The 25,420-nt window shown below is 33.5% G+C and carries 18 protein-coding genes, 1 tRNA gene and 1 rRNA gene; 11 read left to right on the plus strand and 9 right to left on the minus strand.

Going from position 1 to position 25,420, the window contains the following annotated elements:
• Window positions 1–59 precede the first annotated feature (59 nt).
• Complete coding sequence (locus RMO53_RS04730; protein ID WP_310378514.1) at window positions 60–1,286, plus strand: Glu/Leu/Phe/Val dehydrogenase dimerization domain-containing protein; 1,227 nt, start codon at window positions 60–62, stop codon at window positions 1,284–1,286.
• Window positions 1,287–1,511: 225 nt separating this feature from the next.
• Window positions 1,512–2,405, plus strand: a complete 894-nt coding sequence (locus tag RMO53_RS04735) for an energy transducer TonB (RefSeq protein ID WP_310378516.1) — start codon at window positions 1,512–1,514, stop codon at window positions 2,403–2,405.
• Window positions 2,406–2,475: 70 nt separating this feature from the next.
• Here the strand turns inward: RMO53_RS04735 and RMO53_RS04740 are convergent, their stop codons facing one another.
• The 3 genes from RMO53_RS04740 to RMO53_RS04750 are packed head-to-tail and all read right to left on the minus strand — an operon-like array spanning window position 2,476 to window position 4,522.
• The gene (locus tag RMO53_RS04740) at window positions 2,476–3,375 is read right to left on the minus strand and encodes a DUF6602 domain-containing protein (RefSeq protein ID WP_310378518.1); all 900 of its coding nucleotides are present in this window, start codon (window positions 3,373–3,375) and stop codon (window positions 2,476–2,478) included.
• Between the two features lie 54 nt (window positions 3,376–3,429).
• Window positions 3,430–3,825 (minus strand): biopolymer transporter ExbD, encoded by a 396-nt coding sequence (locus tag RMO53_RS04745; protein ID WP_310378520.1) that lies wholly within the window; start codon window positions 3,823–3,825, stop codon window positions 3,430–3,432.
• Entirely contained in the window at window positions 3,806–4,522 is a 717-nt protein-coding gene (locus RMO53_RS04750; RefSeq protein WP_310378522.1) for a MotA/TolQ/ExbB proton channel family protein, read from the minus strand. The genes RMO53_RS04745 and RMO53_RS04750 overlap by 20 nt, the downstream gene beginning before the upstream one ends.
• A gap of 129 nt (window positions 4,523–4,651) precedes the next feature.
• Here RMO53_RS04750 and RMO53_RS04755 point away from each other — a divergent pair, with 129 nt between their 5' ends.
• Together RMO53_RS04755 and RMO53_RS04760 are read left to right on the plus strand one after the other, a co-directional pair.
• Window positions 4,652–5,884 (plus strand): folylpolyglutamate synthase/dihydrofolate synthase family protein, encoded by a 1,233-nt coding sequence (locus tag RMO53_RS04755; RefSeq protein ID WP_310378545.1) that lies wholly within the window; start codon window positions 4,652–4,654, stop codon window positions 5,882–5,884.
• Window positions 5,885–5,942: 58 nt separating this feature from the next.
• Window positions 5,943–6,017 (plus strand) — tRNA-Val (locus RMO53_RS04760).
• 35 nt (window positions 6,018–6,052) lie between these two features.
• Here the strand turns inward: RMO53_RS04760 and murF are convergent.
• Together murF and gldJ are read right to left on the minus strand one after the other, a co-directional pair.
• A complete protein-coding gene (gene murF / locus RMO53_RS04765; protein WP_310378524.1) occupies window positions 6,053–7,336 on the minus strand; it encodes a UDP-N-acetylmuramoyl-tripeptide--D-alanyl-D-alanine ligase in 1,284 nt (427 codons plus the stop codon).
• 64 nt (window positions 7,337–7,400) lie between these two features.
• Window positions 7,401–9,092, minus strand: coding sequence for a gliding motility lipoprotein GldJ (gldJ, locus tag RMO53_RS04770; protein ID WP_310378526.1), 1,692 nt, complete (start codon window positions 9,090–9,092; stop codon window positions 7,401–7,403).
• A 211-nt stretch (window positions 9,093–9,303) separates the two neighbouring features.
• On the opposite strand from gldJ, the gene porU reads away from it, so the two are divergent.
• The 5 genes from porU (at window position 9,304) to RMO53_RS04795 (ending at window position 17,675) form a co-directional block, all read left to right on the plus strand.
• Window positions 9,304–13,119, plus strand: a complete 3,816-nt coding sequence (porU, locus tag RMO53_RS04775) for a type IX secretion system sortase PorU (RefSeq protein WP_310378527.1) — start codon at window positions 9,304–9,306, stop codon at window positions 13,117–13,119.
• A gap of 37 nt (window positions 13,120–13,156) precedes the next feature.
• Window positions 13,157–14,332: a type IX secretion system outer membrane channel protein PorV gene (gene porV, locus RMO53_RS04780; RefSeq protein ID WP_310378528.1), complete on the plus strand. Its 1,176-nt coding sequence runs from the start codon at window positions 13,157–13,159 to the stop codon at window positions 14,330–14,332.
• 77 nt (window positions 14,333–14,409) lie between these two features.
• Window positions 14,410–14,892: a cytidine deaminase gene (gene cdd / locus RMO53_RS04785; RefSeq protein WP_310378530.1), complete on the plus strand. Its 483-nt coding sequence runs from the start codon at window positions 14,410–14,412 to the stop codon at window positions 14,890–14,892.
• Between the two features lie 155 nt (window positions 14,893–15,047).
• A complete protein-coding gene (gene pdhA, locus RMO53_RS04790) occupies window positions 15,048–16,046 on the plus strand; it encodes a pyruvate dehydrogenase (acetyl-transferring) E1 component subunit alpha (RefSeq protein ID WP_310378532.1) in 999 nt (332 codons plus the stop codon).
• Window positions 16,047–16,052: 6 nt separating this feature from the next.
• Window positions 16,053–17,675, plus strand: a complete 1,623-nt coding sequence (locus tag RMO53_RS04795) for a 2-oxo acid dehydrogenase subunit E2 (protein ID WP_310378533.1) — start codon at window positions 16,053–16,055, stop codon at window positions 17,673–17,675.
• Between the two features lie 57 nt (window positions 17,676–17,732).
• On the opposite strand, the gene RMO53_RS04800 is transcribed toward RMO53_RS04795, so the two are convergent.
• Window positions 17,733–18,479: a LytTR family DNA-binding domain-containing protein gene (locus RMO53_RS04800; RefSeq protein WP_310378535.1), complete on the minus strand. Its 747-nt coding sequence runs from the start codon at window positions 18,477–18,479 to the stop codon at window positions 17,733–17,735.
• On the minus strand, window positions 18,479–21,400 hold the full coding sequence (locus RMO53_RS04805; protein WP_310378537.1) for a histidine kinase: 2,922 nt from the start codon (window positions 21,398–21,400) through the stop codon (window positions 18,479–18,481). Before RMO53_RS04805 ends, RMO53_RS04800 begins: the two co-directional genes overlap by 1 nt.
• A 199-nt stretch (window positions 21,401–21,599) precedes the next feature.
• On the opposite strand from RMO53_RS04805, the gene RMO53_RS04810 reads away from it, so the two are divergent.
• Window positions 21,600–23,075, plus strand: a complete 1,476-nt coding sequence (locus RMO53_RS04810) for a T9SS type A sorting domain-containing protein (RefSeq protein WP_310378539.1) — start codon at window positions 21,600–21,602, stop codon at window positions 23,073–23,075.
• A gap of 102 nt (window positions 23,076–23,177) precedes the next feature.
• Here RMO53_RS04810 and RMO53_RS04815 read toward each other — a convergent pair whose 3' ends face one another.
• Window positions 23,178–24,425: a glycosyltransferase gene (locus RMO53_RS04815; RefSeq protein ID WP_310378540.1), complete on the minus strand. Its 1,248-nt coding sequence runs from the start codon at window positions 24,423–24,425 to the stop codon at window positions 23,178–23,180.
• A gap of 208 nt (window positions 24,426–24,633) precedes the next feature.
• Between RMO53_RS04815 and nth the strand changes: the two genes are divergently transcribed.
• Window positions 24,634–25,275 carry an endonuclease III gene (nth, locus tag RMO53_RS04820; RefSeq protein WP_310378542.1) on the plus strand — a complete coding sequence of 214 codons (642 nt, stop codon included), beginning with the start codon at window positions 24,634–24,636 and terminating at the stop codon, window positions 25,273–25,275.
• 36 nt (window positions 25,276–25,311) lie between these two features.
• On the opposite strand, the gene rrf is transcribed toward nth, so the two are convergent.
• Window positions 25,312–25,420: ribosomal RNA gene (gene rrf / locus RMO53_RS04825) — 5S ribosomal RNA — on the minus strand.

The following is a 25,420-nucleotide window of genomic DNA, read 5'->3' on the forward strand; positions in this document are numbered from 1 at the left end:
ATACATAATTCGCATTATTCTATTTTTTATATTTGCCAAAATTAAACATATCGCAACAAATGAAAGACTTATTAAAGAAATTCGAAAATAAAGAGCCTGTAATCGTTTTCAACTGGAAAGATGCTGAAACTGAAGCCGAAGGCTGGACAGTAATCAATTCCCTTCGTGGTGGCGCAGCTGGTGGCGGAACTCGAATGAGAAAAGGGTTGGATATGAATGAAGTTTTGTCATTGGCAAAAACTATGGAAGTGAAATTTTCGGTTTCTGGACCAGCAATTGGTGGTGCAAAATCAGGAATAAATTTTGACCCGAACGACCCAAGAAAAAAAGGCGTTTTGCAACGTTGGTACAAAGCGGTTTCTCCTTTATTGAAAAGTTATTACGGAACTGGCGGCGATTTGAACGTAGACGAAATTCACGAAGTGATTCCCATGACCGAAGAATGTGGCGTTTGGCATCCGCAAGAAGGTGTTTTTAACGGACATTTTAAACCTACTGAAGCCGACAAAATTAATAGAATTGGGCAGTTGCGTCAAGGTGTTATTAAGGTAATTGAAAACCCAAAATTCTCTCCAGATGTAACTCGAAAATACACCGTTGCTGATATGATTACTGGTTATGGCGTTGCCGAAGCCGTGCGTCATTATTATAGTATTTATGGTGGCGATGTAAAAGGAAAGAAAGCCATTGTGCAAGGTTTTGGCAATGTGGGTTCGGCTGCTGCTTTTTATTTGGCAGAAATGGGTGCAAAAATCATAGGTATTATTGATAGAGATGGCGGTTTGATTAACGAAGATGGTTTTACTTTCGACGAAATAAAAACATTATTTCTAGACAAAGACGGAAACAAATTAGTTGCCGAAAACATGATTCCTTTTGAAGAAATCAACAAAAAGATTTGGACCATTGGTGCGGAAATTTTCACCCCTTGTGCGGCTTCAAGATTAGTAGCGCAAAGCCAAATTGATAGTTTGATTGTTAATGGACTCGAAGTGATTTCGTGTGGTGCCAACGTTCCTTTTGCCGATGCGGCAATCTTTTTTGGACCAATCATGGAGCATGTTGACCAAGAAGTAAGCCTAATTCCCGACTTTATTTCGAATTGTGGTATGGCAAGAGTTTTTGCTTATTTCATGGAAAAGAAAGTGCAAATGACTGATGAAGCTGTGTTTTTAGACATATCGGAAACGATAAAAAAAGCTTTAGAAAAAACACATACGCTAAATGCATCGAAAACAAATATTAGCGCAACCGCTTTTGAAATAGCATTGAAACAGCTTACTTAAAATAAAACATTATAGACTTGAATTTCTCAAATTTTGTTAGCAAACTGAAGTCTGTACTACTATTAAATGTATTAAATTTTACCGCAGATTCGCAGATTATTTAAAATCTGTGAATCTGCGGTAAAATTTTTAGAAACAAAAGCGTATCGCTTTTTTCTATTAACAATTTTTAGTAAATTTCAACGTTTTAATGCATGTATTCCTTTTTTAAATTATAAAGTCAAAATGAGTTCCACTATTGCTTCCGATCATAAAAAATCACTCCTTATTACAATTCTTTTGTACGGAACTTTGTTGCTGATTTTATTTTTTATTCGGTTTTGGCCACCATCAAACTTGGCTGAATTAACTGGCGGTGGCGGTGGTGGTGGCGTTACTGTAAATTTTGGCGATAGCGATTTGGGTTCTGGCGCGAATTATATAAGCGAAGTTTTGAATGTAAAAAACCAAGCCAAACAAACTCCTACAAAAAACACGCCCGACGAAGCCATTTTATCCCAAGAAAACACCACCGAAGAAAGTGTTGTTATTCCAATAAAAGAAAAAGTAAAAAACCCAGTTGTTGTAAAAGAAACGGTAAAACCAGTTGTTGTAAAGCCAAAAGTTTCTAATAATACGAATGATGCTTTGTCAAGTATTTTAAAAGGGTCGAACAAAGGCGGCGATGGCGATGACAAAGTAGCTGGAAACAAAGGAAAAGCAAACGGAACCTTAAACTCTAAAGAATACTATGGAACTGGCGGTTCTGGTGGTGGAACTGGCGGAGGAAACGGAACTGGAAACGGAATAGGTACAGGAAGCGGATATGGCTCCGGAAATGGAAGCGGAACTGGTTCTGGTTCTGGTGGCGGTTACTCGTTAGGAAACCGAAAAGCACTCTCTAAACCTTTGCCCAACAGCAGTTGTAGCGACGAAACAGGAATGGTTGTTGTAGAAGTAACTGTTGATAAAAATGGCAATACCATAAGTGCTATTGCGGGAATACGAGGAACAAATATTACGGCAAAATGCTTGAAAGACCAAGCCAGAATGGCGGCTATGAATACTAAATGGCAACCCAGTAGTGATGCGCCAGAAAAACAAGTTGGGAAGATTGTTTATAATTTCAATTTGAATTAGGGGAATGGGTCAAGGATTGCAAAGATTAAAAAAATTGGCACAAATAAAAACCAACTTTAATCAACTGTTATTATACACTGTTTTTTATTTTAATCATTTTACTTTTTCTTCCAGTGAATAAGCTGTTAAAATATGGCATCAAATTTATAGGTTCTAACAAACTTGAATTCATGTGTTCTAATAAATTGTAATACAAAAATCCAAGATGATTTCCAGCTTTTTCTTTTTCTTCATTCAAGCCAAAAGCTGATAATATCCATTCATTTTCTTCGTTTTCATCATATTCTGGATATCTTTCAAATATCATTTGTGATTCTGTTATTTTTCCAAAAAAAACAACGCCTCTATCTAACAAAATAATATGATTTGGGAGATACTTGTTTCCATATTTTTTGTAACAATCATTAAATTCGCTTATGTCAAATTTCTCCGAATCTACAAATAACATAAATGAATAAATCGCATTCAAAACTTTATTGTTTTTTTGTAAAATCATATCACGCATTAGTGTTGAATCGCTAAATTCTCCTTTATATGCTGTATTAAATACTTCTTCTCTTTTCATATTTTCCTTTACCAGTTTTAAATTCTCGCAAAACTTTTCAATTGGTTTTTCAGATTTATTATATGTTGATTTAATTTCTCCGATCGCATAAAGTGATTCGCATGGAAAATATTCTGTAGAATCATTAGTTCTTAAAAGTATTGGAATGAAAGTATTATCAGATATTAATACATCAAACTGTGGACTTGTTTGTTGATTACAATCCACTACATGTCCATGACCAACATAGAAATTACTTGGCATTCTACTTCGTAAAAAATCACGTACAGAATGCTCCACTTCATTTCCCGAAGCTTTAATATCACTTGTTGCATGAATCACTTTTGAGCGCTTTCTAGCATCAATTATTTTTTGAGCATCTTGTCTGAATATTTCTTCGATGTCGAGATTTGATAATTTACTCATAAATAAAATGGTGTATAACAATTATATTGCTTCGTGAAAACTCCAAAAAAAACTCTACTTCGGGCTTGTAGCAATCACAAATTTCAGGTTATTCTTCACTCCTATTTGCAACACATCGACTAAATCTTGTACTTGTAAATTAAACGGAATTCGCACAATAACCGTTTGGTCGGTTGCGCCATTCATTTTCGACATTAAGGTGGTTTCTAATGCTTCGAAAGTTACGGGTTGCTTGTCTATGAAGAATTGTTTGTCTTCGGTTACGGATAAACTGATGTATTGTTTGTTGGTTTTTTCGTTGGCTTTGGCTTTTGGCAAGGTCATTTTAATCACATTTGGATTTGCCAAAGTAGAAATAATTAGAAAAAACAACAACAAAAAAAACATGATATCACTCAGGGACGAAGTGGCAACTTCGGCATGAAATCTTCTACTTCGTTTTATTGACATGGCTTGGTCTTTGAATAATATTTACAAATTCTAACACTTGCTTTTGTATGTTTAAAGCAAAAATATCAATCTTCCCATTTAGCAAATGGTACGCACTATAGGCAATAATACCCACTAACAATCCAGCACCACTACTAATCATTTTTTCGTACAAACCGCCAGAAATATTACCAATACTAATATTTTCGGTTACGGAAATACTATAAAATATTTTTATAACTCCCGAAATTGTTCCAATAAATCCAAGCGTAGGCGCAATTCCTGCAATAAGCCCAAGATGTCCCAAACGTTTTTCCATTTCGCCAATTTCGATATTAGCAGCGCGTTCCATATTCGATTCGATTTCAGCAATTGGTCTGCCAATAACTAGGATTCCTTCTTTAAGAATATTTCCTGATGCTGAATTGCTTCGTTCAGCAATAGTTTGCGCCAAATCTAATTTACCAAAATTCAAATTCTCTCGAACATCCCGCATCAAGTTATTATCAATTTTTGAGGCTTTACTAATGTATAAATAGCGCTCAATTATTACATAAAAAGTATAAAACAGTAAGATGGCAATGGGAATTAAGAAAAAACCTCCTTTTAGAATAAAGCCTAAAACAGAGATTTCAGTATTTGGAGCAATTTTTTCGATAACTAGGTTTGATGCTGCCGTAGCAAGAGTGTCGGTTTGTAGTTGTATTAAACTAAACATATATTATTATTGTATTTTATGGATTAATTCTAAAAAATATTTCAATTTTGCACTAAAGATACTTTTCACTAAAGTATTAAACTAAAAAAAGTGAAAAATATTTTAATCCCAGCTTATTTTATAGAAAAGATGACGTATCAAGAAACCACAAATTGGATGTTCAATCAGTTGCCAATGTACCAAATTCAAGGCGCATCGGCTTATAAAAAAGATTTGACAAATATTCATTTATTGGCTGAACACCTTGATAATCCTCATAAAAATATAAAATGCATTCATGTCGCTGGAACTAACGGCAAAGGTTCTACATCGCACATGTTAGCCTCAATACTGCAAGAATCTGGGTATAAAGTAGGACTTTATACTTCTCCGCATCTCAAAGATTTCAGGGAAAGGATCAAAATAAATGCTCCCGAAGCTTCGGGAGAAATTTCGGAGGATTTTGTTTGTGAATTTATCCAAAAAAATAAAATATTCTTCGAAGAAAACGATATGAGTTTCTTCGAAATGTCAGTTGGTTTGGCATTTGAATATTTTAAAAAAGAAAAAGTTGACATCGCTATAATCGAAGTAGGATTAGGGGGAAGATTGGATGCAACGAATATAATTACACCATTGATTTCCGTAATTACAAATATTGGCATTGACCATACACAGTTTCTTGGAAACACACTCGAGGCAATTGCGGGAGAAAAAGCAGGAATTATAAAACCTAATATTCCTGTCGTTATAGGAGAATATACGCCTGAAACTAAACCTGTTTTTTTGGCTAAAGCCAAAGAAAATCATTCAGAAATTTACTTTGCTTCGGAATTGATATCAGAAACGCAACCATCGGATTTACTAGGAGATTATCAACTACATAATAAGAAAACTGTTATTCAAACTATTGCAATTTTAAATTCTCAAAAGGAATTTAAAATTAGTGAAATTGCTGTCAAAAATGGCTTATTGCACGTTGTAAAAAACACTGGACTTCAAGGAAGATGGCAACAACTGGGTAATTTCCCAAAAATAATTTGTGATACAGCACACAATAAACACGGTCTAGAAATCGTCATGAATCAAATATTAAAAGAAACATTTGACACTTTGCATATCGTTTTAGGTGTTGTAAACGATAAGGATTTGGATGAAATTTTACCTTTGTTTCCCAAAAAAGCAAAATATTATTTCTGCAAACCCAATATACCTCGAGGTCTAGAAGCTACTATCTTGGAACAAAAAGCTCACGAACATGGCTTGAATGGCGAAGTATTCATTTCTGTTTCAGAAGCTTATAATGAAGTTTTACGTATGGCTGCAAAAACAGACTTTTTATATATCGGGGGAAGTACTTTTGTAGTCGCGGAAATTTTGTAATTTTTATTCTTTTTTAGTTGTATATTTAAAAAAGTGCTTTATATTTGCACTCGCATTAGGGCGATTAGCTCAGCTGGTTCAGAGCACCTCGTTTACACCGAGGGGGTCGGGGGTTCGAACCCCTCATCGCCCACAAAAAACTTCATTAGAAATAGTGGAGTTTTTTTTTTATATAAATTCTAATGTTCTTTCAAGAGCCATTCCTCTTGAACCTTTGATTAAAATTGTTTTGTTTACAAATTTATTTGAAGATAAATATTTTACAAAATCTTCAAATGTGTTGTAGAAATTAAAATTGGGTAATTCTATTGTATTTGCGTAAAAATCTTTTCCTATAAAATGGCTTTGTATTGAAGTTTTATTTTTTAACATTTCTACTATATAATGGTGTTCATTAAAACTCTCGGTTCCTAATTCGAACATGTCGCCTATAATAATTAATTTATTAGGTTTGTCTAATTGAATGAAGTTTTCTAAAGCTACTGACATACTACTTGGGTTAGCGTTGTAAGCGTCTAAAATAATTTCGTTAGAGTTTTTTACAATCATTTGAGAACGATTATTATCAGGGATATAATTTTCTATGGCTGATTTTATATCATCAATAGCTACACCAAAATGAAAGCCAATTGTTAATGCTGCATTAATATTATTAGCGTTGTACAAGCCAATTAATTTTGAATTTATTTCTGTCCCTAAAGCACTAATAGCAACAAAAGGATTGGCTTCTATTGAGTCAATATTAACAGTTGCTGGATGTTTATTATGGCTAAAGGTATAACGAGTTAGGTTTCTTGTTTTTTCTTCTTGAATAGCGTCATCTAAGTTTACAAAAACTTCTTTTTTTGTTTCAATCAAATACTGGTACATTTCACTTTTTCCTTTTATCACTCCTTGAAATCCTCCAAATCCATCTAAATGTGCTTTTCCAAAATTTGTTATATAACCATAATTAGGTTGTGCAATTTCGCATAAAAACTCAATTTCTTTTTGGTGATTGGCTCCCATTTCTACAATTCCTATTTCGGTTTCATTAGAAAATGAAAGTATTGTTAATGGAACACCAATATGATTATTATAGTTTCCTTGTGTTGCTTTTACATTGTATTTTTTTGAAAGTACTACTTGTATTAATTCCTTTGTTGTAGTTTTCCCATTACTTCCTGTCAAAGCTATTATGGGAAGTTTTAAATATTGACGATGGTAACTTGCTAATTCTTGAAGTGCTTTTAAGCTATTCTCGACTACTATTGTTCTTTTATCAATGTAGTAATCTTTATTGTCAATTATAACAAAACTGGCCCCTTTTCCAAGAGCGGTTTTAGCAAAAGTATTTGCATCAAAATTTTCTCCTTTTATTGCAATAAATAATGAGTTTGACTCTATTTTACGCGTATCAATTGAAACCGATTTACATTTTAAAAAACAACTATGAATGTATTTGATGTCCATTTTAAAAACTATTAAAAAAATAAAGCCCTAATTAAAGGGCTTTTATTTCGATTATATATAAAAATTAATTTCTTGCTGATTTTCTTTTATCAGATTTTGCTCCAACTCTCGACATTGCACATCTAAATCCTATATAATCTGTAGCCATATCTTGTGGGAAATATCTTCTTTGTGCCGGATCGAGCCAGTAGGCTCTATCTCTCCATGAACCTCCTTTATATACTCTTACGTTGTCATTTATTAAAGTGGTTCGCTTGTTTGTTTTGTCATATTTCCTTACCATTTTTCCTAAACTATCTGTTGACACATTATGTTTGGGTGCGTTATACATGGTTTTTTCATCTTTACTCTTAGTGTCTTCGGAGTCTGAAGATTCAAATTTAAAATATTTAGAGGATTGTCTGTCACCATCTCTATAATTGACATTGTCACTTTTATCAAAATTTTGTCTTAAATAAGTTTCCTTGTCATCAACTGGAACTTGAGCAATTGTACCTGGAAATGCTCTTGCAACAATTCTTCCGTTGCTTAAAGTGTCGTATTTTATATTATCTTTTGTTACAACTTGAATTTTACCGTCTTGACCAATTTTATTTTTGGTGTATTGATTCCCTCTAAAATAATTAAAATCGTTCGCTTCATTATCTATAATCGGACGATATACATCCGCAACCCATTCGGCTACATTTCCTGCCATATCGTATAATCCAAAATCATTAGGCGGATAAAACTTAACAACTTGTGTTATATCTGCTCCATCATCAGACCAACCTGCAATACCACCGTAATCCCCATTTCCTTGTTTGAAATTGGCCAATTGATCTCCTTTGCTTTGTCTTGTTCCTGAACGAGTATAACTTCCTGACCAAGGATATTTTTTTTGCCCTTTGTATATGTTATATTCTCTTTGACCTACATCTGCAGCTGCTGCATACTCCCATTCAGCTTCTGTAGGAAGTCTATATTCTGGCAATAATATTCCTGATGAACGTTGTGCGTAGATATTTTTTGGCTCGACAACTTTACCGTCTTTACCGGCTCTAGGTGCTTTTCTTGCTCCTTTTCGACCTTTCAATACAATATCTTCATTTCCTCCGTAAGCAAGAGTTGGTGAGTTTAAATAAGTTTCAGAATCAAAATTGCTTTCTGCAGTTACATCTAAAGTTTTTGCGTTTTTCTTTAAGTAACCATTTTTTTCTAATAGGGCTTCGTTAACACGTTGCGTTCTCCATTTACTAAACTCATTTGCTTGAATCCAGTTTACTCCTACAACTGGATACTCTGCATAAGAGGGATGTCTTAGATAATTATTAGTCATGGTTTCGTTGTAACCCAGTCTATTTCTCCAAACTAATGTATCTGGTGATGCACCTTCGTAAATGTTTTTATAGTTTTCTTCGGTTGGAGGAAATACTTGTTTTAACCAATCTAAATATTCGATATACATAAAATTTGTAACTTCAGTTTCATCCATATAGAAGGATTGAACGTGTTGTTGAGTTGGAGTATTGTTCCAATCATGCATAACATCGTCTTCGACTTTACCCATAGTAAATGTTCCTCCTTCAACAAATACAAGACCTGGTCCAGCAATTTGTTTTTTACCCGAAGCTTTATTTGATTTACCCTTTGGGTCGTTCCAACCCGTTGCTCTTGAAGTATTATTTGTACTGGATTTCTTGCTACAACTAGCAAAACTAGCTATCAATAACAATGATAACATCAGTCGCAGGGCATTAATTTTGTTTACTTTCATATTGTTTTAGTAGGTGATAATTCAGTGTCGCAATATAATAATTAACAATTAAACTGCCACAACATTTATTGAATTAATTTAGATTACAATTTACATAAATTAATTTACATTACACTAACGCAAATTTATACTATTTATTATTTACAATAACACTAAATGATATATTTTTACTGATTGTAATATTTAGCCATAAACCCCGTTTAAGAGAATAATGAAGAAAAAATTTATACTATATTTAGTTTTGTTGCCTTTTGTTTCAATTGCTCAAATCAAAGGTGATATTGCTATTGAATGGCATGAAAAAAAAGAAAATTCTACGAGTAATTATAAAGTCAATGTTCCTCAGTTTGTAGGAAATACTTATAGTTATGACGCTTTGAATAAATCTATCTTTTATGTTTTAAATTTATCTAGCTCGGCATCATTCGATGATAATTCACTACAAATAACTAACGTTGTTTATGAAACACTGTTAGAGTCTCAATTAGGAGATTTATCCAAAGAGAATATTCCAAAAAAAATAAAAGCAACTATAAAAAACACTGAATCACGCAATGTTAGTCAGTCGTTTCTTGTTCTTTCTCCAATAATCAAAGATGATTTTGGATACAAACGAATTAAATCATTTTCCTATTCTCTGAGTAATAGCAGCGCCAGAAATTACCAAATGAATAAAATCACAAATACAAATGTTATAACAAACTCCATTTTGTCTACTGGAGATTGGTATCAATTTTATATAGAAAAATCAGGTGTTTACAAAATTTCTAAAAATTTCCTACAGCAGTTAGGCCTAAACATGAGTGCTGTTGATCCAAGAAATATAAAAATTTTTGGCAACGGCGGACGTATGCTTCCACTGGCGAATAGCACCTTTTATCCATTGGATTTATCCGAAAACGCCATTGAAATTTCCGGCGAGATTGATGGTGTATTTAATAATGAAGACTATATTTTGTTCTATGGAGAAGGCGTTGATACTTATAACGCCGAAAGTCAAACTAATTCTAATTTATATGATACAAAATCCTATTATTATGTAACCGTTCAAGGTGGAACGGGTAAACGAATCTCAACAATGGCTCAACCTTCAGGAAGTAGTACTTTAAATCTAGACACTTTTGACGATCATCAATATCATGAATTAGATTTAATAAATATCGCTCGACTTGGCAGACAATGGTTTGGCGAATCTTTTGAAATTAATCAAGAGCAAGAATTTTCATTTAATTTTCCAAATATTGACGCTGCAACTCCTATAAAATTAAGTACAACTACAGCTTCTGCAGCTTTTACAAATACAAGTTTTAAAGTTGCCGCAAATGGTCAAGAGTTGGGCACTATGAATTTTCCGTCATTAGTCGTTAATTCTGGAACTCAATTTATAGCTGGATCATTACCTAACGCTAATTTTACTGCAACCGAAAACGTAAAAATAAAACTGACTTACGATAACAACGGAGTTCCAGGCTCAAAAGGATATCTTGATAATATTCGACTCGTTGCCAAAAGAAAACTACAAGGTTACGGCAAACAATTTTACTTTCAATATGATTTAGCTGGAGCTAATTCTGGCATTGTGACTTATACCATTTCCAATGCAAATACGATTTCAAAAATTTGGGATGTAACCGATATCTATAATGTAACTAAAGTTGAAAACTTAAATCAAAGTTCAATTGTATTTAAGGCAAATTTAGGTCTAATACGGAAATATGTTGCTCTAGATACTGCAGATTATTTTACTCCATTAAAAGGCAACAAACCAAAAATTGCCAACCAGAATTTGAAAGGCATGTTTTCTGAGAATACTATAGATTATGTAATAATCGCTCCAGCTTTTTTAGTGCCTCAAGCCGAAAAATTAGCTGTTTTCCATAGATCCTATTCTAATTTGAATGTAAAAGTAATAACCCTTGAATCTATTTATCAAGAATTTTCATCCGGAAAACAAGACATTGCTGCTATTAGAAATTGTATAAAATATATTTATGACAACCCACTAAATCCTGCAAAAAAAATAAAATACGTAAACCTTTTTGGGGATGCTTCCTATGATTATAAAAACCGAATTGCGAATAATACGAATATTGTTCCCATTTACCATGCTTTAAACAGTAATTCCATTGGAGAATCTTCCTTTGCATCTGATGATTTCTTTGGTTTGATGGATGAAAGCGAAGGAAATGTTATCAACTTTTTTGGAGGAATTGATATCGCTGTGGGAAGAATGTTAGTTGGCGACAATAAACAAGCCGAAGAAATGGTAAACAAAGTAATTGAATATCATGACCTAAAATCATACGGAAGTTGGAGAAATAATTATGTAACAATTAGCGATGATATAGATGAAGCCTCTGATATTTCGTTACAAAGCAGACAAAATCAACTAGCAGATGTTATAACCAGCCAAAAACCATTTTTGAATGTTACTAAAATTCTTTTAGATTCCTACACACAAGAAGCGTCGGCTGGCGGGTTTAGATATTCTAAAGCTAGAGCTGATATATTTAGTGCTTTTGAAAAAGGCGCTTTAGTCTTTAATTATTTAGGGCATGGTGGTGAAGACGGATTATCGAGCGAGCGAATATGGGAAAAATCCGATGGTCAAAACTTAAGCAATCAATATAAATATCCATTATTTATAACTATTACCTGTGATTTTTCTAGATTTGACAATCCCTCAAGACCTACAGCAGGCGAATATACCTATTGGAACCCAAAAGGCGGCGCCATTTCTATGATTACAACCATTAGAGAAATTGGACAATTTAGTGCAGAAAATTTCAACGATCTTCTAGCTAGAAATTTATTTTCTTATGGTTCAAACCAATACAACTCCATAGCAGAAGCCTTGCGAATATCTAAAAACAGCAACCCAAACTCATCTACAAACGTAGTATTTTATATAGGTGATCCAGCCATAATGCTAGCCATACCAAAACCTAGAATTCGATTGACAAAAGTAAACGATGTACCTGTTTCGCAACCTATAGACGATTTTAAATCACTGGCTCGAATGAAAATAACGGGTGAAATTACCGATGAAAATAACAACCCACTTACAAACTATTCTGGAGCGCTTTCTACAACCATATTTGATAAAAAAATTACCCGAGCAACTTTAAACAACGATGGGAATGGCGCACCAATAGCTTTTAATGCATTAGGAGAAACAATTTTTCGAGGAAATGCATCGGTTACAAATGGTCAATTTGAATTTAATTTTGTTGTTCCAAGGGACATAAGAGTTCCTTTGTCTAATGGAAAAATTAGTTTTTATTCTAAAAAAAATCTAATCCTAGAGAATCAAACTGGATTTGATACCATTATAAAAATTGGCGGAGTAAATGAAAATGCTATCGCAGACAATATAAGTCCAACAGTTAAGTTATATATGAACGACGAAACATTTGTTTCTGGTGGCATTACAAATGAATCGCCTTTTTTACTGGCCATTTTAGAAGATGAAAACGGAATAAATACTGCAAGTGGTATTGGTCATGATATTGTTGCAATTCTTGATGGCGATGTAAATAATCCCTATATACTAAATGACTATTATCAAACTGCACTTGATGATATTACAAAAGGAACACTGCGGTTTCCTTTTAGGAATTTAGCCGTTGGATTACACACCATAACCTTTAAGGCTTGGGACGTATACAATAATCCAATATCGGCCGAAATTCAGTTTATCGTTATTGGGGATGAATCTTTAACATTGACACATGTGTTGAATTATCCCAATCCATTTGTAAACTACACTGAATTTTGGTTTACACACAATCACCCTTATGAACCTTTAGAGGTACAAATTCAAGTGATGACAATTACCGGAAAAGTCGTTTGGTCAAAAAATCAAATCATCAACACCGAAGGATTTCTATCAAAAGAAATTACTTGGGATGGCAAAGACGATTTTGGAGATAAAATTGGAAAAGGAGTTTACATTTACAAGCTCAGTGTAAAATCGAGCCTAACTAATAAAAGAACCGAAAAATATGAAAAACTTGTAATACTTTAATAAAATACTATATTTGTTTAATCTATAATTTACTAGAATGAAAAAAATTACCGCCCTTTTAATCTGTTTGTTTTTTGTATCTTTTGCCAAAGCACAAACCCCTGAAAACGTCATCACAACTGGAGTTCCTTTTTTATTAGTTGCTGCAGATGCTAGAGCTGCAGGTATGGCAGACAACGGCGTTGCCACATCAGCAGATGCATTCTCACAACAATGGAATCCTGCTAAATATGCTTTTGCTCTTGACAAACAAGGATTCGCAATAAGTTACACACCATATCTTACAGACTTAGTAAACGATATTTCACTAGGGCAAGTAAATTATTATAATAGATTAAACGAGCGAAGTGCTTTTGCAGGAAGTTTTAGATTTTTTGGTTTAGGCGAAATCGAACTACGCGAGACAGGAAATCCTGACGAAGTACCAAGAATAGTTTCACCAAATGAATTTGCTTTTGACGTATCTTACTCCTTAAAATTAAGCGAAAAATTCTCTATGGCTGTTGCCGGAAGATACATTCGTTCTAGTTTAAAAGTGGCTACTGATAATGGCGATGCTTCACCAGCAAGTTCTTTTGCGGTTGATGTAGCTGGTTTTTATCAATCCGAAGAAATTGCATACAATGATTTTAACGGAAGATGGAGAGCGGGTTTTAATATTCAAAATTTAGGCCCAAAAATCAGTTATGACAATACCGAAATCAGCACTAATTTTTTGCCAGCAAATTTAAAAATAGGAACTGGATTTGATTTTATTCTCGATGATTATAATAAGGTAGCCCTAAATATTGAATTAAATAAATTACTAGTTCCTACACCTCAAAACCCAGATTTAGATGGAAATGGAACAATCACACCAGACGAAAGAGCTCAAAACCTAGATAATTACAGTTCAATTGGCTGGTCATCGGGTGTTTTCCAGTCGTTTAATGATGCGCCTGGCGGTTTCAGTGAAGAATTAAAAGAGTTTACCTACTCAGTTGGTGCAGAATATTTATACCAAGATTCGTTTGCCATGCGTTTAGGATATTTTCATGAAAGTCCCGTAAAAGGAGCTAGAGCCTATTTATCACTTGGTGCAGGATTTAAATATAATGTAGTAAAAGTAGATGTCTCTTATTTATTTTCAGCATCCAAAGTAAAAAACCCATTAGAGAACACCTTACGATTTTCACTTACATTCAATTTTGGAGACAAATATGATGAATATTAATCGCAATTAATTTATACATTAAAAGTCCAAATTTTGAGTAGTAGCTACCTAAATTTGGATTTTTTTACTTTAAAATAATGAAAGAAATAACTATAACCAGTCGATTTTTTGTTTTTGATTCCATCAAGGAATTACCTCATGAAATTCATAATCTAATGGAACAGGCTATTGCAGCTAGAAAAAATGCCTATGCACCTTACTCAAAATTTAGAGTGGGAGTTGCCATTCTTTTGGATAATGGAAAAATAGTATTGGGATCAAACCAAGAAAATGCAGCTTTCCCATCGGGACTTTGTGCAGAACGCGTAGCCATTTTTCATGCAGGAGCAATTTATCCAGATGCAAAAATTTTAAAAATGGCCATTACAGCAGCTTCGGACACTAATAAGACAACTGCGCCAATTCCTCCATGTGGTGCTTGCAGGCAATCTATAGCCGAATATGAAATTAAACAAGAAACTCCAATCGAGATTTATTTTATGGGAGAAATAGGTCTTATTTACAAGTCTGACTCCTTAAAAAACTTACTTCCCTTTATGTTTGATAAAAAATTCTTGTAAAAAAATAAAAATTGCACGATAAGTTTTAGTACTTACTTGGAATGTCTTATTTTTGCTTTCCAAACCTTTGGGATGCAAATTTGTGTGAGTAAACTATTTTGTGTTATTAGGTGATAATTGATAACATTAAATTTTAGTAAAAAGAAACAATCCATATGAAAGAAGTTACAAAAGAGGTCTATTTAAAGTGGTACGAAGACATGCTCCTTTGGAGAAAGTTTGAAGACAAACTTGCAGCATTATACATCCAACAAAAAGTTAGAGGATTTCTACACTTATACAATGGTCAAGAAGCAGTTCTTGCTGGTGCATTGCATGCCATGGATTTGACAAAAGACAAAATGATTACGGCGTATAGAAATCACGTTCAGCCAATAGGCATGGGTGTTGATCCAAGAAGAGTAATGGCAGAACTTTTAGGAAAAGTTACCGGAACTTCAAAAGGAATGGGTGGTTCTATGCATATTTTTTCAAAAGAACACCGTTTTTATGGTGGACACGGAATCGTAGGAGGACAAATTCCCGTTGGTGCTGGATTGGCTTTTGCCGACAAATATTTTGAAACTGGTGGTGTAACCATGACTTATTTTGGTGATGGCGCAGCTCGTCAAGGTTCCTTACACGAAGCTTTTAACATGGCAATGCTTTGGAAACTTCCAGTAGTATTTATCGTAGAAAACAATGGCTATGCTATGGGAACTTCTGTAGAAAGAACCGCAAATCATACTGATATTTGGAAACTAGGTTTAGGATACGAAATGCCTTGTGGTCCAGTTGACGGAATGAATCCAGTAAAAGTTGCTGAAGCAATGACCGAAGCTATCGAAAGAGCACGTCGCGGCGACGGACCAACTTTTCTTGAAATGAAAACCTACCGTTACAGAGGACACTCAATGTCTGATGCACAATTATACCGTTCGAAAGAAGAAGTTGAAGAGTACAAAAAAATTGACCCAATTACTCAAGTTTTAGATGTAATCAAAGATCAAAAGTTTGCTACTGATGCACAAATTGAAGCAATTGATCAACGTGTGAAAGATTTGGTTGAAGAATGTGTAACATTTGCCGAAGAATCACCTTATCCAGAAATACAACAACTATACGATGTTGTTTACGACCAAGAAAACTATCCATTTATCCCTCATAAACTTTAATCAATTATGGCAACAATTATAACAATGCCTCGTTTGAGCGATACTATGACGGAAGGAACGGTAGCAACTTGGCTAAAAAATGTTGGCGACAAAATCAGTGAAGGCGATATTCTTGCCGAGATTGAAACCGACAAAGCAACAATGGAATTTGAATCCTTTAATGAAGGAACACTTTTATACATAGGAATTCCAGAAGGTGAAACCGCACCAGTAGATTCATTATTAGCAATAATAGGAAAAAAAGGCGAAGATGTTTCAGCTTTAATTACTGGAGGTTCTGTAGTGCCAGTTGTAGCTGAAACCCCATTTTTAGAAAATCAAAAATCAGAAATCGTTACTCAAAAATCAGAAATTCCTTCTGGTGTAATCGTAGTAACAATGCCTCGTTTGAGCGATACGATGACCGAAGGAACTGTAGCGACTTGGTTAAAAAAAGTAGGTGATAAAATAGCCGAAGGCGATATTCTTGCCGAAATTGAAACCGATAAAGCCACCATGGAATTTGAATCTTTCAATGAAGGAACGTTATTATTCATTGGAATTCAAGAAGGAAATACAGCACCAGTTGACAGTTTATTAGCAATAATTGGACCAGCAGGAACAGACATTAGCGGTATTGCCGAAAATTATAAAGTTGGTGAAACTCCAGCGACTGCAACACCAGAAGAAGCAAAAGCAGCATCAGCAGAAACTGCCACTGCTATTTTACAAGAAGTTGCAACTGACGGACAACGCATTTTGGCATCGCCATTAGCAAAGAAAATTGCAAGCGAAAAAGGAATTCAATTATCACAAGTAAAAGGTTCAGGAGAAAACGGACGCATTACCAAAAGTGATGTCGAGAATTTCACACCATCAGCTTCAGCAATGCCAAGCCAAGTTGCTCAACCCACAACCGACAACTCACAACCGACAATCGTTTCAAAACCATACATTCCAGCAGGTCAAATTGCTACAGAAGAAATCAAAAATTCGCAAATGCGTAAAATCATTGCGAAACGTTTGGCAGAATCTTTATTCACTGCACCACATTACAACCTAGTAATTGAGGTAACAATGGACGAAGCAATGAAATCAAGAGCAATTATTAACAGCGTTCCTGATACCAAAGTATCATTCAACGATATGGTAATAAAAGCAAGTGCATTGGCTTTGAAAAAACACCCGAAAATCAATTCACAATGGTCTGCTGATGCAATTACCATCAACTATCACGTGAATATTGGTGTAGCCGTTGCGGTTGAAGACGGATTAGTTGTGCCTGTATTGCCCTTTACAGATGGAATGAGTTTATCTCAAATTGGAACAAGTGTAAGAGATCTTGCAGGAAGAGCCAAAAACAAAAAATTATTACCTACCGAAATGGAAGGAAGTACGTTTACGATTTCTAACCTTGGAATGTTTGGTATTACTGAATTCAACTCCATTATCAACCAACCGAATTCTGCCATCCTATCCGTAGGAGCAATTGTAGAAAAACCAGTGGTAAAAAATGGACAAATCGTGGTAGGAAACACGATGATGTTATCTCTAGCATGCGATCACAGAACTATCGACGGTGCAACCGGAGCACAGTTCTTGCAGACTTTGAAACAATATATTGAAAACCCAGTAACGATGCTAGCGTAATAGCTTGTTGGTTTATATATGAAATCCCGTTTTGAAATTCAAAACGGGATTTTTTGTTTACGTATTAAAACTTTCTAAAATTTTTAGCAATTGTGATTTCTTTCTTATTGAAACAGGCAAAGAAGTATTATCACTTAAAACTACATAACCGCCATCTTTATTGAGGTAGCTAACTAAATGATTCAGATTAATAATATGAGAATGATGTATTCTTTCAAATCCAAATGAAGATAAAATATCCTCATATTCCTTTAATGGCTTTGCAATTAACAACCGTTTTCCATTTGTAAAATGAATAGAGGTATAATTTCCTTCAGAATTGCAGCGTATGATGGTTTGTAACTCATAAAGAAAAACCCCTTGAGAGGTTTGCAAAGCAATTCGTTTGTTAGGGTTTAATAAGTTTTGATTTTTAATAAAATTTTCAATTTGAGCCTGATTGGTTTCTTTATTGGTATCGAAAGCTTTCTTTACCGCAATCTTTAATTCACCTGTATTGATAGGCTTAAGTAAATAATCCAAAGCGCTGAATTTAATAGCTTTAATGGCGTATTGACTATAAGCTGTGGTGAATATTATTTTAAAATTATTGTTTTTAAATGTCTCCAGAATATCAAAACCCAATCCATCTGACAGCTGAATGTCAAGAAAAACGAGTTCAGGACTTAATTTCTGAATAAGTTTAACCCCTTCTTCAACACTTCCCGCAGTGCCAATAATTTCTAGTTCTGGGCAATGTTGTTTTATATCTGCTAGTAGTGCAGAAATTGCTTGATCTTCGTCTTCAATGAGTATTGTGCGCATTACCAAATGTTTTTATATGGGATATTGATCGTTACTAAAGTTCCAGTTGAATTATTATTGTCATCCAATAAATCTTCAAGTACTAAATCAGCTTTTATATTTTCATCATTTTCTAATAAATTTAGTCGCTCTTTTGTAATTTCGATGGCTTTCGATTCATGCAGCTTGTGTTTTTGTTTTTCTGCCGAAGCTATTCTACCAATCCCATTATCTTTTACAACACATTCTAATTGTTTGCCTTTTTTATAAAAAGAAACAAGCAAAAAACCATGTCCTTTTTTTGGCGAAAGACCATGAATAATCGCGTTTTCAACAATGGGTTGTAATAAAAGCATAGGAATAGCTACTTCGTCTTGATGAATTGCTGGATCAACTTCAATTTTATATTCGAACGCATTTTTATATCTAATTTTAGTTAAATCTATGTATAAATATAACATTTTTATTTCTGTCGAAAGCGGAATTATTTGTTCTGTGTTTTCTAGTAACATTCGCAAAAGTGTAGAAAATTTAGAAATAAAATCTCCTGCTTTTTCATCATTTCCCTCTGAATAGTATCCTTTTATAGTGTTTAAAGCGTTGAAGATAAAGTGCGGATTCATTTGCATTCTTAGCGCTTTTTGTTCTAATGCTATGATTTGCTTTTCGATATTCGCTTTATCTCTTTCGCTCTGAATTTGGTTGCGCTCTATTTCAAATTTTCGCTTAATAGAATGCTCCTTTTGTTTCCAAAAATAATATCCAATTGCAATTAAAATTGCACCAACTAAAAACATAAATGGATAGGTTGACCAAAATGGTTTGTTTATTATAAATGAAATTTTAGCAGGATTGCTATAAATAGTACTAGAATTAACGCAATAAACTACGAACTCATATTTGCCAGGTGAAAGTGATTTATAGTTTATTTCAGATGATTTTGATCTTGTCCATTTTTTATCACTTCCTAAAAGTTTGAATTGATACTGAATATTTTTTTGTGATTTATATGACAGCCCAATATATGAAATAGTGATATCGTTTTGATTGTAATTAAAGCGTTTGTTTTTTGACAAATAATAATTTTTGTTTTCAACAACAAATCTTTCAATTACGATTTTAGGTTTAATCGTATTTTGTTTTAAGTTTTTATAATTCACAACTAGCAATCCGTTATCAGAGGCAATATACAAGTTGTCACCAATTATTTCGACATCATTTATCTTAGTTCCCTCTATACCAAAAGTGCTGTTTAAGTTTTTAACTGTATAATTCTTTGCCTTGAAATTGATTGCATCTATTCCAAAATTATTACATACTAAAACTGAATTATCTAGAAAGCCTTTCTTAATAGCATAAATTGTGTTGCTAGAAAGTCCATTTTTTTTAGAAATATGCTTTATTAATTTATTGTTTTTAAAAACAAATATCCCTTTTGAGTTAGAGCCAGCAATGAGATTTTGCGTACTTTCGTGAAAATACAAATCAGAAATTGCTGTAGCCGTTTCTGGAAATTGTTTTGAGATATTAATAGTTTTGCGGTTTTCTAGACAAAAAATTCCTTTGTTTGTTCCAGCCCAAATAAATTCTTTATTTTGTATTAAAGAAGTAGTTTTGTTGGCTATCATTACCGAAGAATTTGTAGAAAGTAGTCCCAGATTAGTCAACTTTTGAAAATAATTTGGTTTTAATTTAAACAAATAGGAAGCGCCAAGCCAATAATTTCCTTCAATATCTTCAAGGAAACATCTACCACCCACAAATTGAATTGTATTCGTACTCTTATTATCTTTAATTTGAATTGCATGATTTCCTATAACTACAGTTTTCTGATTTGTGTGGTAAATCTGCGAGATTATATTATTAGGCTTAGATGTTGAAGTAGCCTTGAAATTAGCAACAGAACTATTTTTTATGGCAAAATAATCGTTATCATTAGAACCAGCCCAAAGTGTGTTGAACTTATCTTTTGACAAACAATTAATATTGAGTATTTGATTGTTTTGGTCATTTAATATTGATGTGTTTCTGTTTGGCAAAAAATAGATTCCGTTTTCTAAAGTGGTAATCCAAATGTTATTTTCAAAATCTTCATTAACACTCGAAACGGTGTTCCCTTTAAAATAACAACTAGTTTTGGCGTTCCATTTATCTAAATTTTTTTCAAAAACCCCATCTCTTGTGCCAATCCATAACATTGATTTTGAGTCTATAAAAAGGCTAATAATCTCATTGTTTTTAAAATCGAATTCGGTTATTTTTTTAATTTGATTGTTTTCTATTACAAAAACTTTGTTGTTGTAGGCAAAATAATGTTTGTTTTTGAATTTGAAATTTTTAATATTAAAATTAGAAATGTTTTTGATATTTATAAAAGGCGTTATGCATTTTCCGTATTTATTACAAATCCCTCTTGATGTAAAGTAGTTGCCATTTTGCAAAGTGAAATAAATAGGATTTTGCTCAAATGTTAAATAACTTCCATTTGAATTTAAATTCAGCGTATAAATTGTTCCGTTGCGATACGTAATTATGATATCGCCATGACTGTTTTCTGAAATTTGAATGATTAAACCCAAATCCTTTAATTGGGCTAATTTTTTAGTGTTTTTTTCATTATAAAATTTATTATTCTGAAAGAATGATAATTTCCCATTATAGGAATTGAACCACATTCGTCCTTTAGAATCTTCAAAAAAATTAAAATTTTCGTTGTCAGAAAGCCCATCATCAGTGCTGAAATGTTTAAAAGTAAATCCATTATATTTTATCACTCCCATATCAGTTGCAAACCACATAAAGTTGTTTTTATCCTGAAAAGAGGCATAAACATTTGTTGTAGGCAAGCCATCTTTTCTATTAATATTGATAGAATAGGGTTCTTGGGAATGGTTTTTCTGAAAAAATAAGAGGAGAATAAAAATTATGGATTTTCTTATCATTTTTATCGTGTATTCAACAAATTTAGAATTAAAAATCAACACCTCCTTTTTTAAGGACAACATTTATAATGAACAATCCATCAGTTTTAATACGAATTAGCACAATTACAAACCCAAGTATATCACTTTTCATTTTTATCTCAACTTTTATATTGTTTTTTATTGCTTTGTTGAAATACAACCATTAAAAACCCAAATCATGAATAAAAAAATACTTTACGGAATGTTTGTTATGGCATTTTCAAATTTTGCCGTTGCACAAACACAAATTGGTTCCAATATTATTGGCGCAGTGTTAGGTGAAGATACAGGAACATCGGTTTCAATATCTTCAACAATTTTAGGTGACCGTGTTGCAATTGGAACACCTTACAATGATTTAGCAACTACTATGTCTGGTTATGTAAGAGTTTATCAACGAAGTGGAACGGTTTGGAATCAGTTAGGGCAAACTATTAACGGAGAAGCCGCAAGTGATTTTTTTGGAGAAGTACAACTATCAGGAAACGGGACTAGATTAATTGTTGGAGCAAAATTTAATGATGGTAACGGAGCAAACTCAGGACATGTTCGAGTTTATACTTTTGATTCTGGAACTGCTACTTGGGTTCAAATGGGTGCAGATATTAATGGGGAAGCTTTAGGAGATGAGTTTGGCACAACGGTTTCAATTTCATATTCTGGGACTATAATTGCTGTTGGTGCTCCAAAAAATAATTTAAACGGTACGACCGAAGACAGTGGACATATTAGGATTTATGAGTGGAATGGAACTGCATGGACTCAAAAAGGTGTTGATATTAATGGTAATGCAGCAAATGATCAATTTGGAGAATCTATCGCAATGTCTCCAAGCGGAGTTAATTTAGTTGCAGGAAGCAAATGGGCAAATTCGTCAAACGGTTATGTAGAAGTATATACATGGAACGGAACAGCTTGGGCTCAAAAAGGAGTAACAATATCCGATGGTGGCACAGATAAATCAGGATCAAGTGTAAGTATCTCTTCCGATGGAAATAGAGTTGTTGTGGGTGCTCCATTAGCTGGTGCATCTGGTCAAGGAAATGTAAAAGTATATTCATATAGTGGCTCTGCATGGACTCAATTTGGGTCAACTATTAGTGGCTGGGTGAATGGTGGTAATTTAGGAACATCGGTAAGTATAACAGATGCAGGAGACGCTATGGTTGTGGGAATGCCAAACTACATAAATGGTTCATTTACTTTTGCGGGGCTAATGGTTTATTACAAACATAATGGAACTGCATGGGCATCTGTAGGAACGGTTGTAACGGGTTCTGCAACTAATGATGAATTAGGAACTGCCTTGGCAATAAGTGCAGATGGAAATAAAGTAGTGGTTGGTGCTCCTGTTTCAAATAACACAACTGGTCATGCTAGAATTTACGATTACACAACAGCACTTTCAACTAACATATTTACAATTAATGATTCGTTTAAAATGCATCCAAATCCTTCGAAGAATAATTTTGAATTATCATCCAATAAAAACATTATTATCAACGAAGTCAATGTTTATTCGTTACAAGGTCAATTAATTAAGGCCTTCAAAAATCAAAATCAATACGATGTTTCTGATTTGGCTAAAGGAATTTATATGGTAAAAATAAATACAGGAGAGGGTTTAGCTTCAAAAAAACTTATTGTAGAATAAAACTTCAAATTATGGAAAATACAATCAAAAAATTTCGTTTAGAAATATTGCTTAGCATTTTGTATGCTTTTATCGGAACAATTATATTTATAGTATTTTAATCTAGGATTTCTTATTCTTCTCTTCTATCCACTTCGACATGTATTTTTTACTTGTCAAAGTATGATGTTGCAATAGTGTCCCCATAAAATTATGCAATCGATGTTGTTTTAAATGGGTTTGTTTTTTTAAAATATACTCAACAAAATCATTCTCAAAAAAAGATTTCAAATAGCGATTTTCTATAATTTTAAATCCTTTTTCTTGGGCTTTTATCCAAAGGATTTTGTCTTGATACAATTCCACAGCTTTATCGGCAAAAAGTTGTGGTTCATCAGTAATAAAACCATTCCACGGCAAATCGCCACACATTGATTCAGCTCCAATTGTTGTTGTTACGCTTGGTGTTCCGCATTGCATTGCTTCTACTAATTTCCCTTTTATTCCTGCTCCAAAACGTAAAGACGCTAAAACCACTCGGGCATTTCGGACCACTTCTTGAGCATCATTGGCTCGACCCATAATATGGAAACCTTGTTTTGGTTGGTGCAATTGCAATACTTTTTGAGAAGGATAGGCACCATAAATTTGCAAAACAGCTTTCGGCATTTGCTTTCTGATGAGTGGCCAAATCGTTTCTTTTAGATATTGAACCCCATTCAAATTGGGTTCATGAAGGAAGTTTCCAATAAAAATAAAGTTATTTCGCTCTTCGAATGAAGGCAGATTTTGAATAGTTGAAACAGGAGTCGGTTCTAATAAAAAAGGCAAATAATACAGCAACGTTTTATCAATTTTGAATACCGTCTCCAATAATTCTATTTCAAACTCAGAAATTATAAACGAAATATCGCAACGCAAAATACTGGCAATTTCTCTTTTGGAAACATCTTCAACTAGCAAATCATTGGTTTCAAATTGTCGGTTTTCTTTGAATGCCTTTTGGCGTGCCAAACGCAAACTGTGCAAATCTTCGGTGTCTAACAATCGCAAAGTATCAGGGCAATTTTCGGCAACACGCCAGCCAAATTGTTCTTCTATCATAAAACGGTCGAACAAAACAATATCAGGATTAAACTCTTTTATAAAAATATCAAAACTAGAACAGTTTAATGTGATAGATTTTTTGGCAACTCCAATAGATTCAAAGTCTATCATATACTCACTATCTAAAGCTGGGCTAGCAAACGTAATGCTGAAACCTTGTTCTTTAAACAACAAAATTAATTGTAACATTCGACCACCAGCAGCAGAAGAATTAGGTTCTGGCCATACAAAACCAATAATCAAAAGGTGTCTTTTTGTGCTCATAAACCGTATTCTTGAATTTGCAAAATAGTCAAATTAACCCTTTGTTTTACAATCATTTTGATAACTTTTTGAAAAATCGGATTTCAAATATACAACGCTAAATTCTTTTTTATAATAGTAAAACAAAATAAGTATTTTTACATTTTCAAATTAAAGAACAAACAATAAATAGTAATCAAATGTTTCAAAAAAATTTAATATTTAAAAAATGGAAAATTTGTTTGAAGAAGTGCCAAATTGGAAAGTAATTTTAACTCCGATTCTAGAAAAATACAACCAACGAGAACATCCATTAGAAGCTAAAAATACTTATCAGTTACTAGTAATGGTTGTTTTATCCGCTCAAGATTCTGATGCCAATATCAATAAAATTGCTCCTGCTTTATTCGAAAACTTTTCCAATATAGAAAGTTTAGCTTTGTCAAATTTAGAAGCATTAATTCCTTATGTTTCAAAAGTAAGGAATTTTGGCACCAAAGCCAGCTGGTTACTAGAAATAGCCAAAACCATCAAAAACGATGAAAATATTCCGCTCACGATGGATAGTTTAACTGCTCTAAAAGGCATTGGCCGAAAATCTGCCAATGTCATAATGCGAGAATCAGATGTTTCCGCCGAAGGAATTATAGCAGATTTACATGTCATTAGAGTAGCGCCAAGAATTGGATTAATTCCAGAAACTTTGGATGGTATCAAAGCAGAAAAGCAACTCATGCAACTGCTACCAAAAGAAATTTGGGGAGAAATTGGGATGGCAATCTCTTTTTTAGGAAAAGAAATTTGTAGACCAAAACCAAACTGTGAAGCGTGTGTTATGAATAGAAATTGCAGCTATTATAAAAATTTATAAAAAAAACCCCAACCTTATCGGGTTGGGGTTCATAAAGAAAGGCGACGACATACTCTCCCACATAACTGCAGTACCATCTGCGCAGGCGGGCTTAACTACTCTGTTCGGGATGGGAAGAGGTGAGCCCCGCCGCAATAACCACCTT

Origin of the sequence: Flavobacterium sp., assembly GCF_031409475.1 — a bacterium.
In the GTDB taxonomy this organism is placed as follows: domain Bacteria; phylum Bacteroidota; class Bacteroidia; order Flavobacteriales; family Flavobacteriaceae; genus Flavobacterium.

Coding starts and splice junctions, on each gene's coding strand:
- RMO53_RS04730 (WP_310378514.1), top strand. CDS start 60: ATGAAAGACTTATTAAAGAAATTCGAAAATAAAGAGCCTGTAATCGTT.
- RMO53_RS04735 (WP_310378516.1), top strand. CDS start 1,512: ATGAGTTCCACTATTGCTTCCGATCATAAAAAATCACTCCTTATTACA.
- RMO53_RS04740 (WP_310378518.1), bottom strand. CDS start 3,375: ATGAGTAAATTATCAAATCTCGACATCGAAGAAATATTCAGACAAGAT.
- RMO53_RS04745 (WP_310378520.1), bottom strand. CDS start 3,825: ATGTCAATAAAACGAAGTAGAAGATTTCATGCCGAAGTTGCCACTTCG.
- RMO53_RS04750 (WP_310378522.1), bottom strand. CDS start 4,522: ATGTTTAGTTTAATACAACTACAAACCGACACTCTTGCTACGGCAGCA.
- RMO53_RS04755 (WP_310378545.1), top strand. CDS start 4,652: ATGACGTATCAAGAAACCACAAATTGGATGTTCAATCAGTTGCCAATG.
- murF (WP_310378524.1), bottom strand. CDS start 7,336: ATGGACATCAAATACATTCATAGTTGTTTTTTAAAATGTAAATCGGTT.
- gldJ (WP_310378526.1), bottom strand. CDS start 9,092: ATGAAAGTAAACAAAATTAATGCCCTGCGACTGATGTTATCATTGTTA.
- porU (WP_310378527.1), top strand. CDS start 9,304: ATGAAGAAAAAATTTATACTATATTTAGTTTTGTTGCCTTTTGTTTCA.
- porV (WP_310378528.1), top strand. CDS start 13,157: ATGAAAAAAATTACCGCCCTTTTAATCTGTTTGTTTTTTGTATCTTTT.
- cdd (WP_310378530.1), top strand. CDS start 14,410: ATGAAAGAAATAACTATAACCAGTCGATTTTTTGTTTTTGATTCCATC.
- pdhA (WP_310378532.1), top strand. CDS start 15,048: ATGAAAGAAGTTACAAAAGAGGTCTATTTAAAGTGGTACGAAGACATG.
- RMO53_RS04795 (WP_310378533.1), top strand. CDS start 16,053: ATGGCAACAATTATAACAATGCCTCGTTTGAGCGATACTATGACGGAA.
- RMO53_RS04800 (WP_310378535.1), bottom strand. CDS start 18,479: ATGCGCACAATACTCATTGAAGACGAAGATCAAGCAATTTCTGCACTA.
- RMO53_RS04805 (WP_310378537.1), bottom strand. CDS start 21,400: ATGATAAGAAAATCCATAATTTTTATTCTCCTCTTATTTTTTCAGAAA.
- RMO53_RS04810 (WP_310378539.1), top strand. CDS start 21,600: ATGAATAAAAAAATACTTTACGGAATGTTTGTTATGGCATTTTCAAAT.
- RMO53_RS04815 (WP_310378540.1), bottom strand. CDS start 24,425: ATGAGCACAAAAAGACACCTTTTGATTATTGGTTTTGTATGGCCAGAA.
- nth (WP_310378542.1), top strand. CDS start 24,634: ATGGAAAATTTGTTTGAAGAAGTGCCAAATTGGAAAGTAATTTTAACT.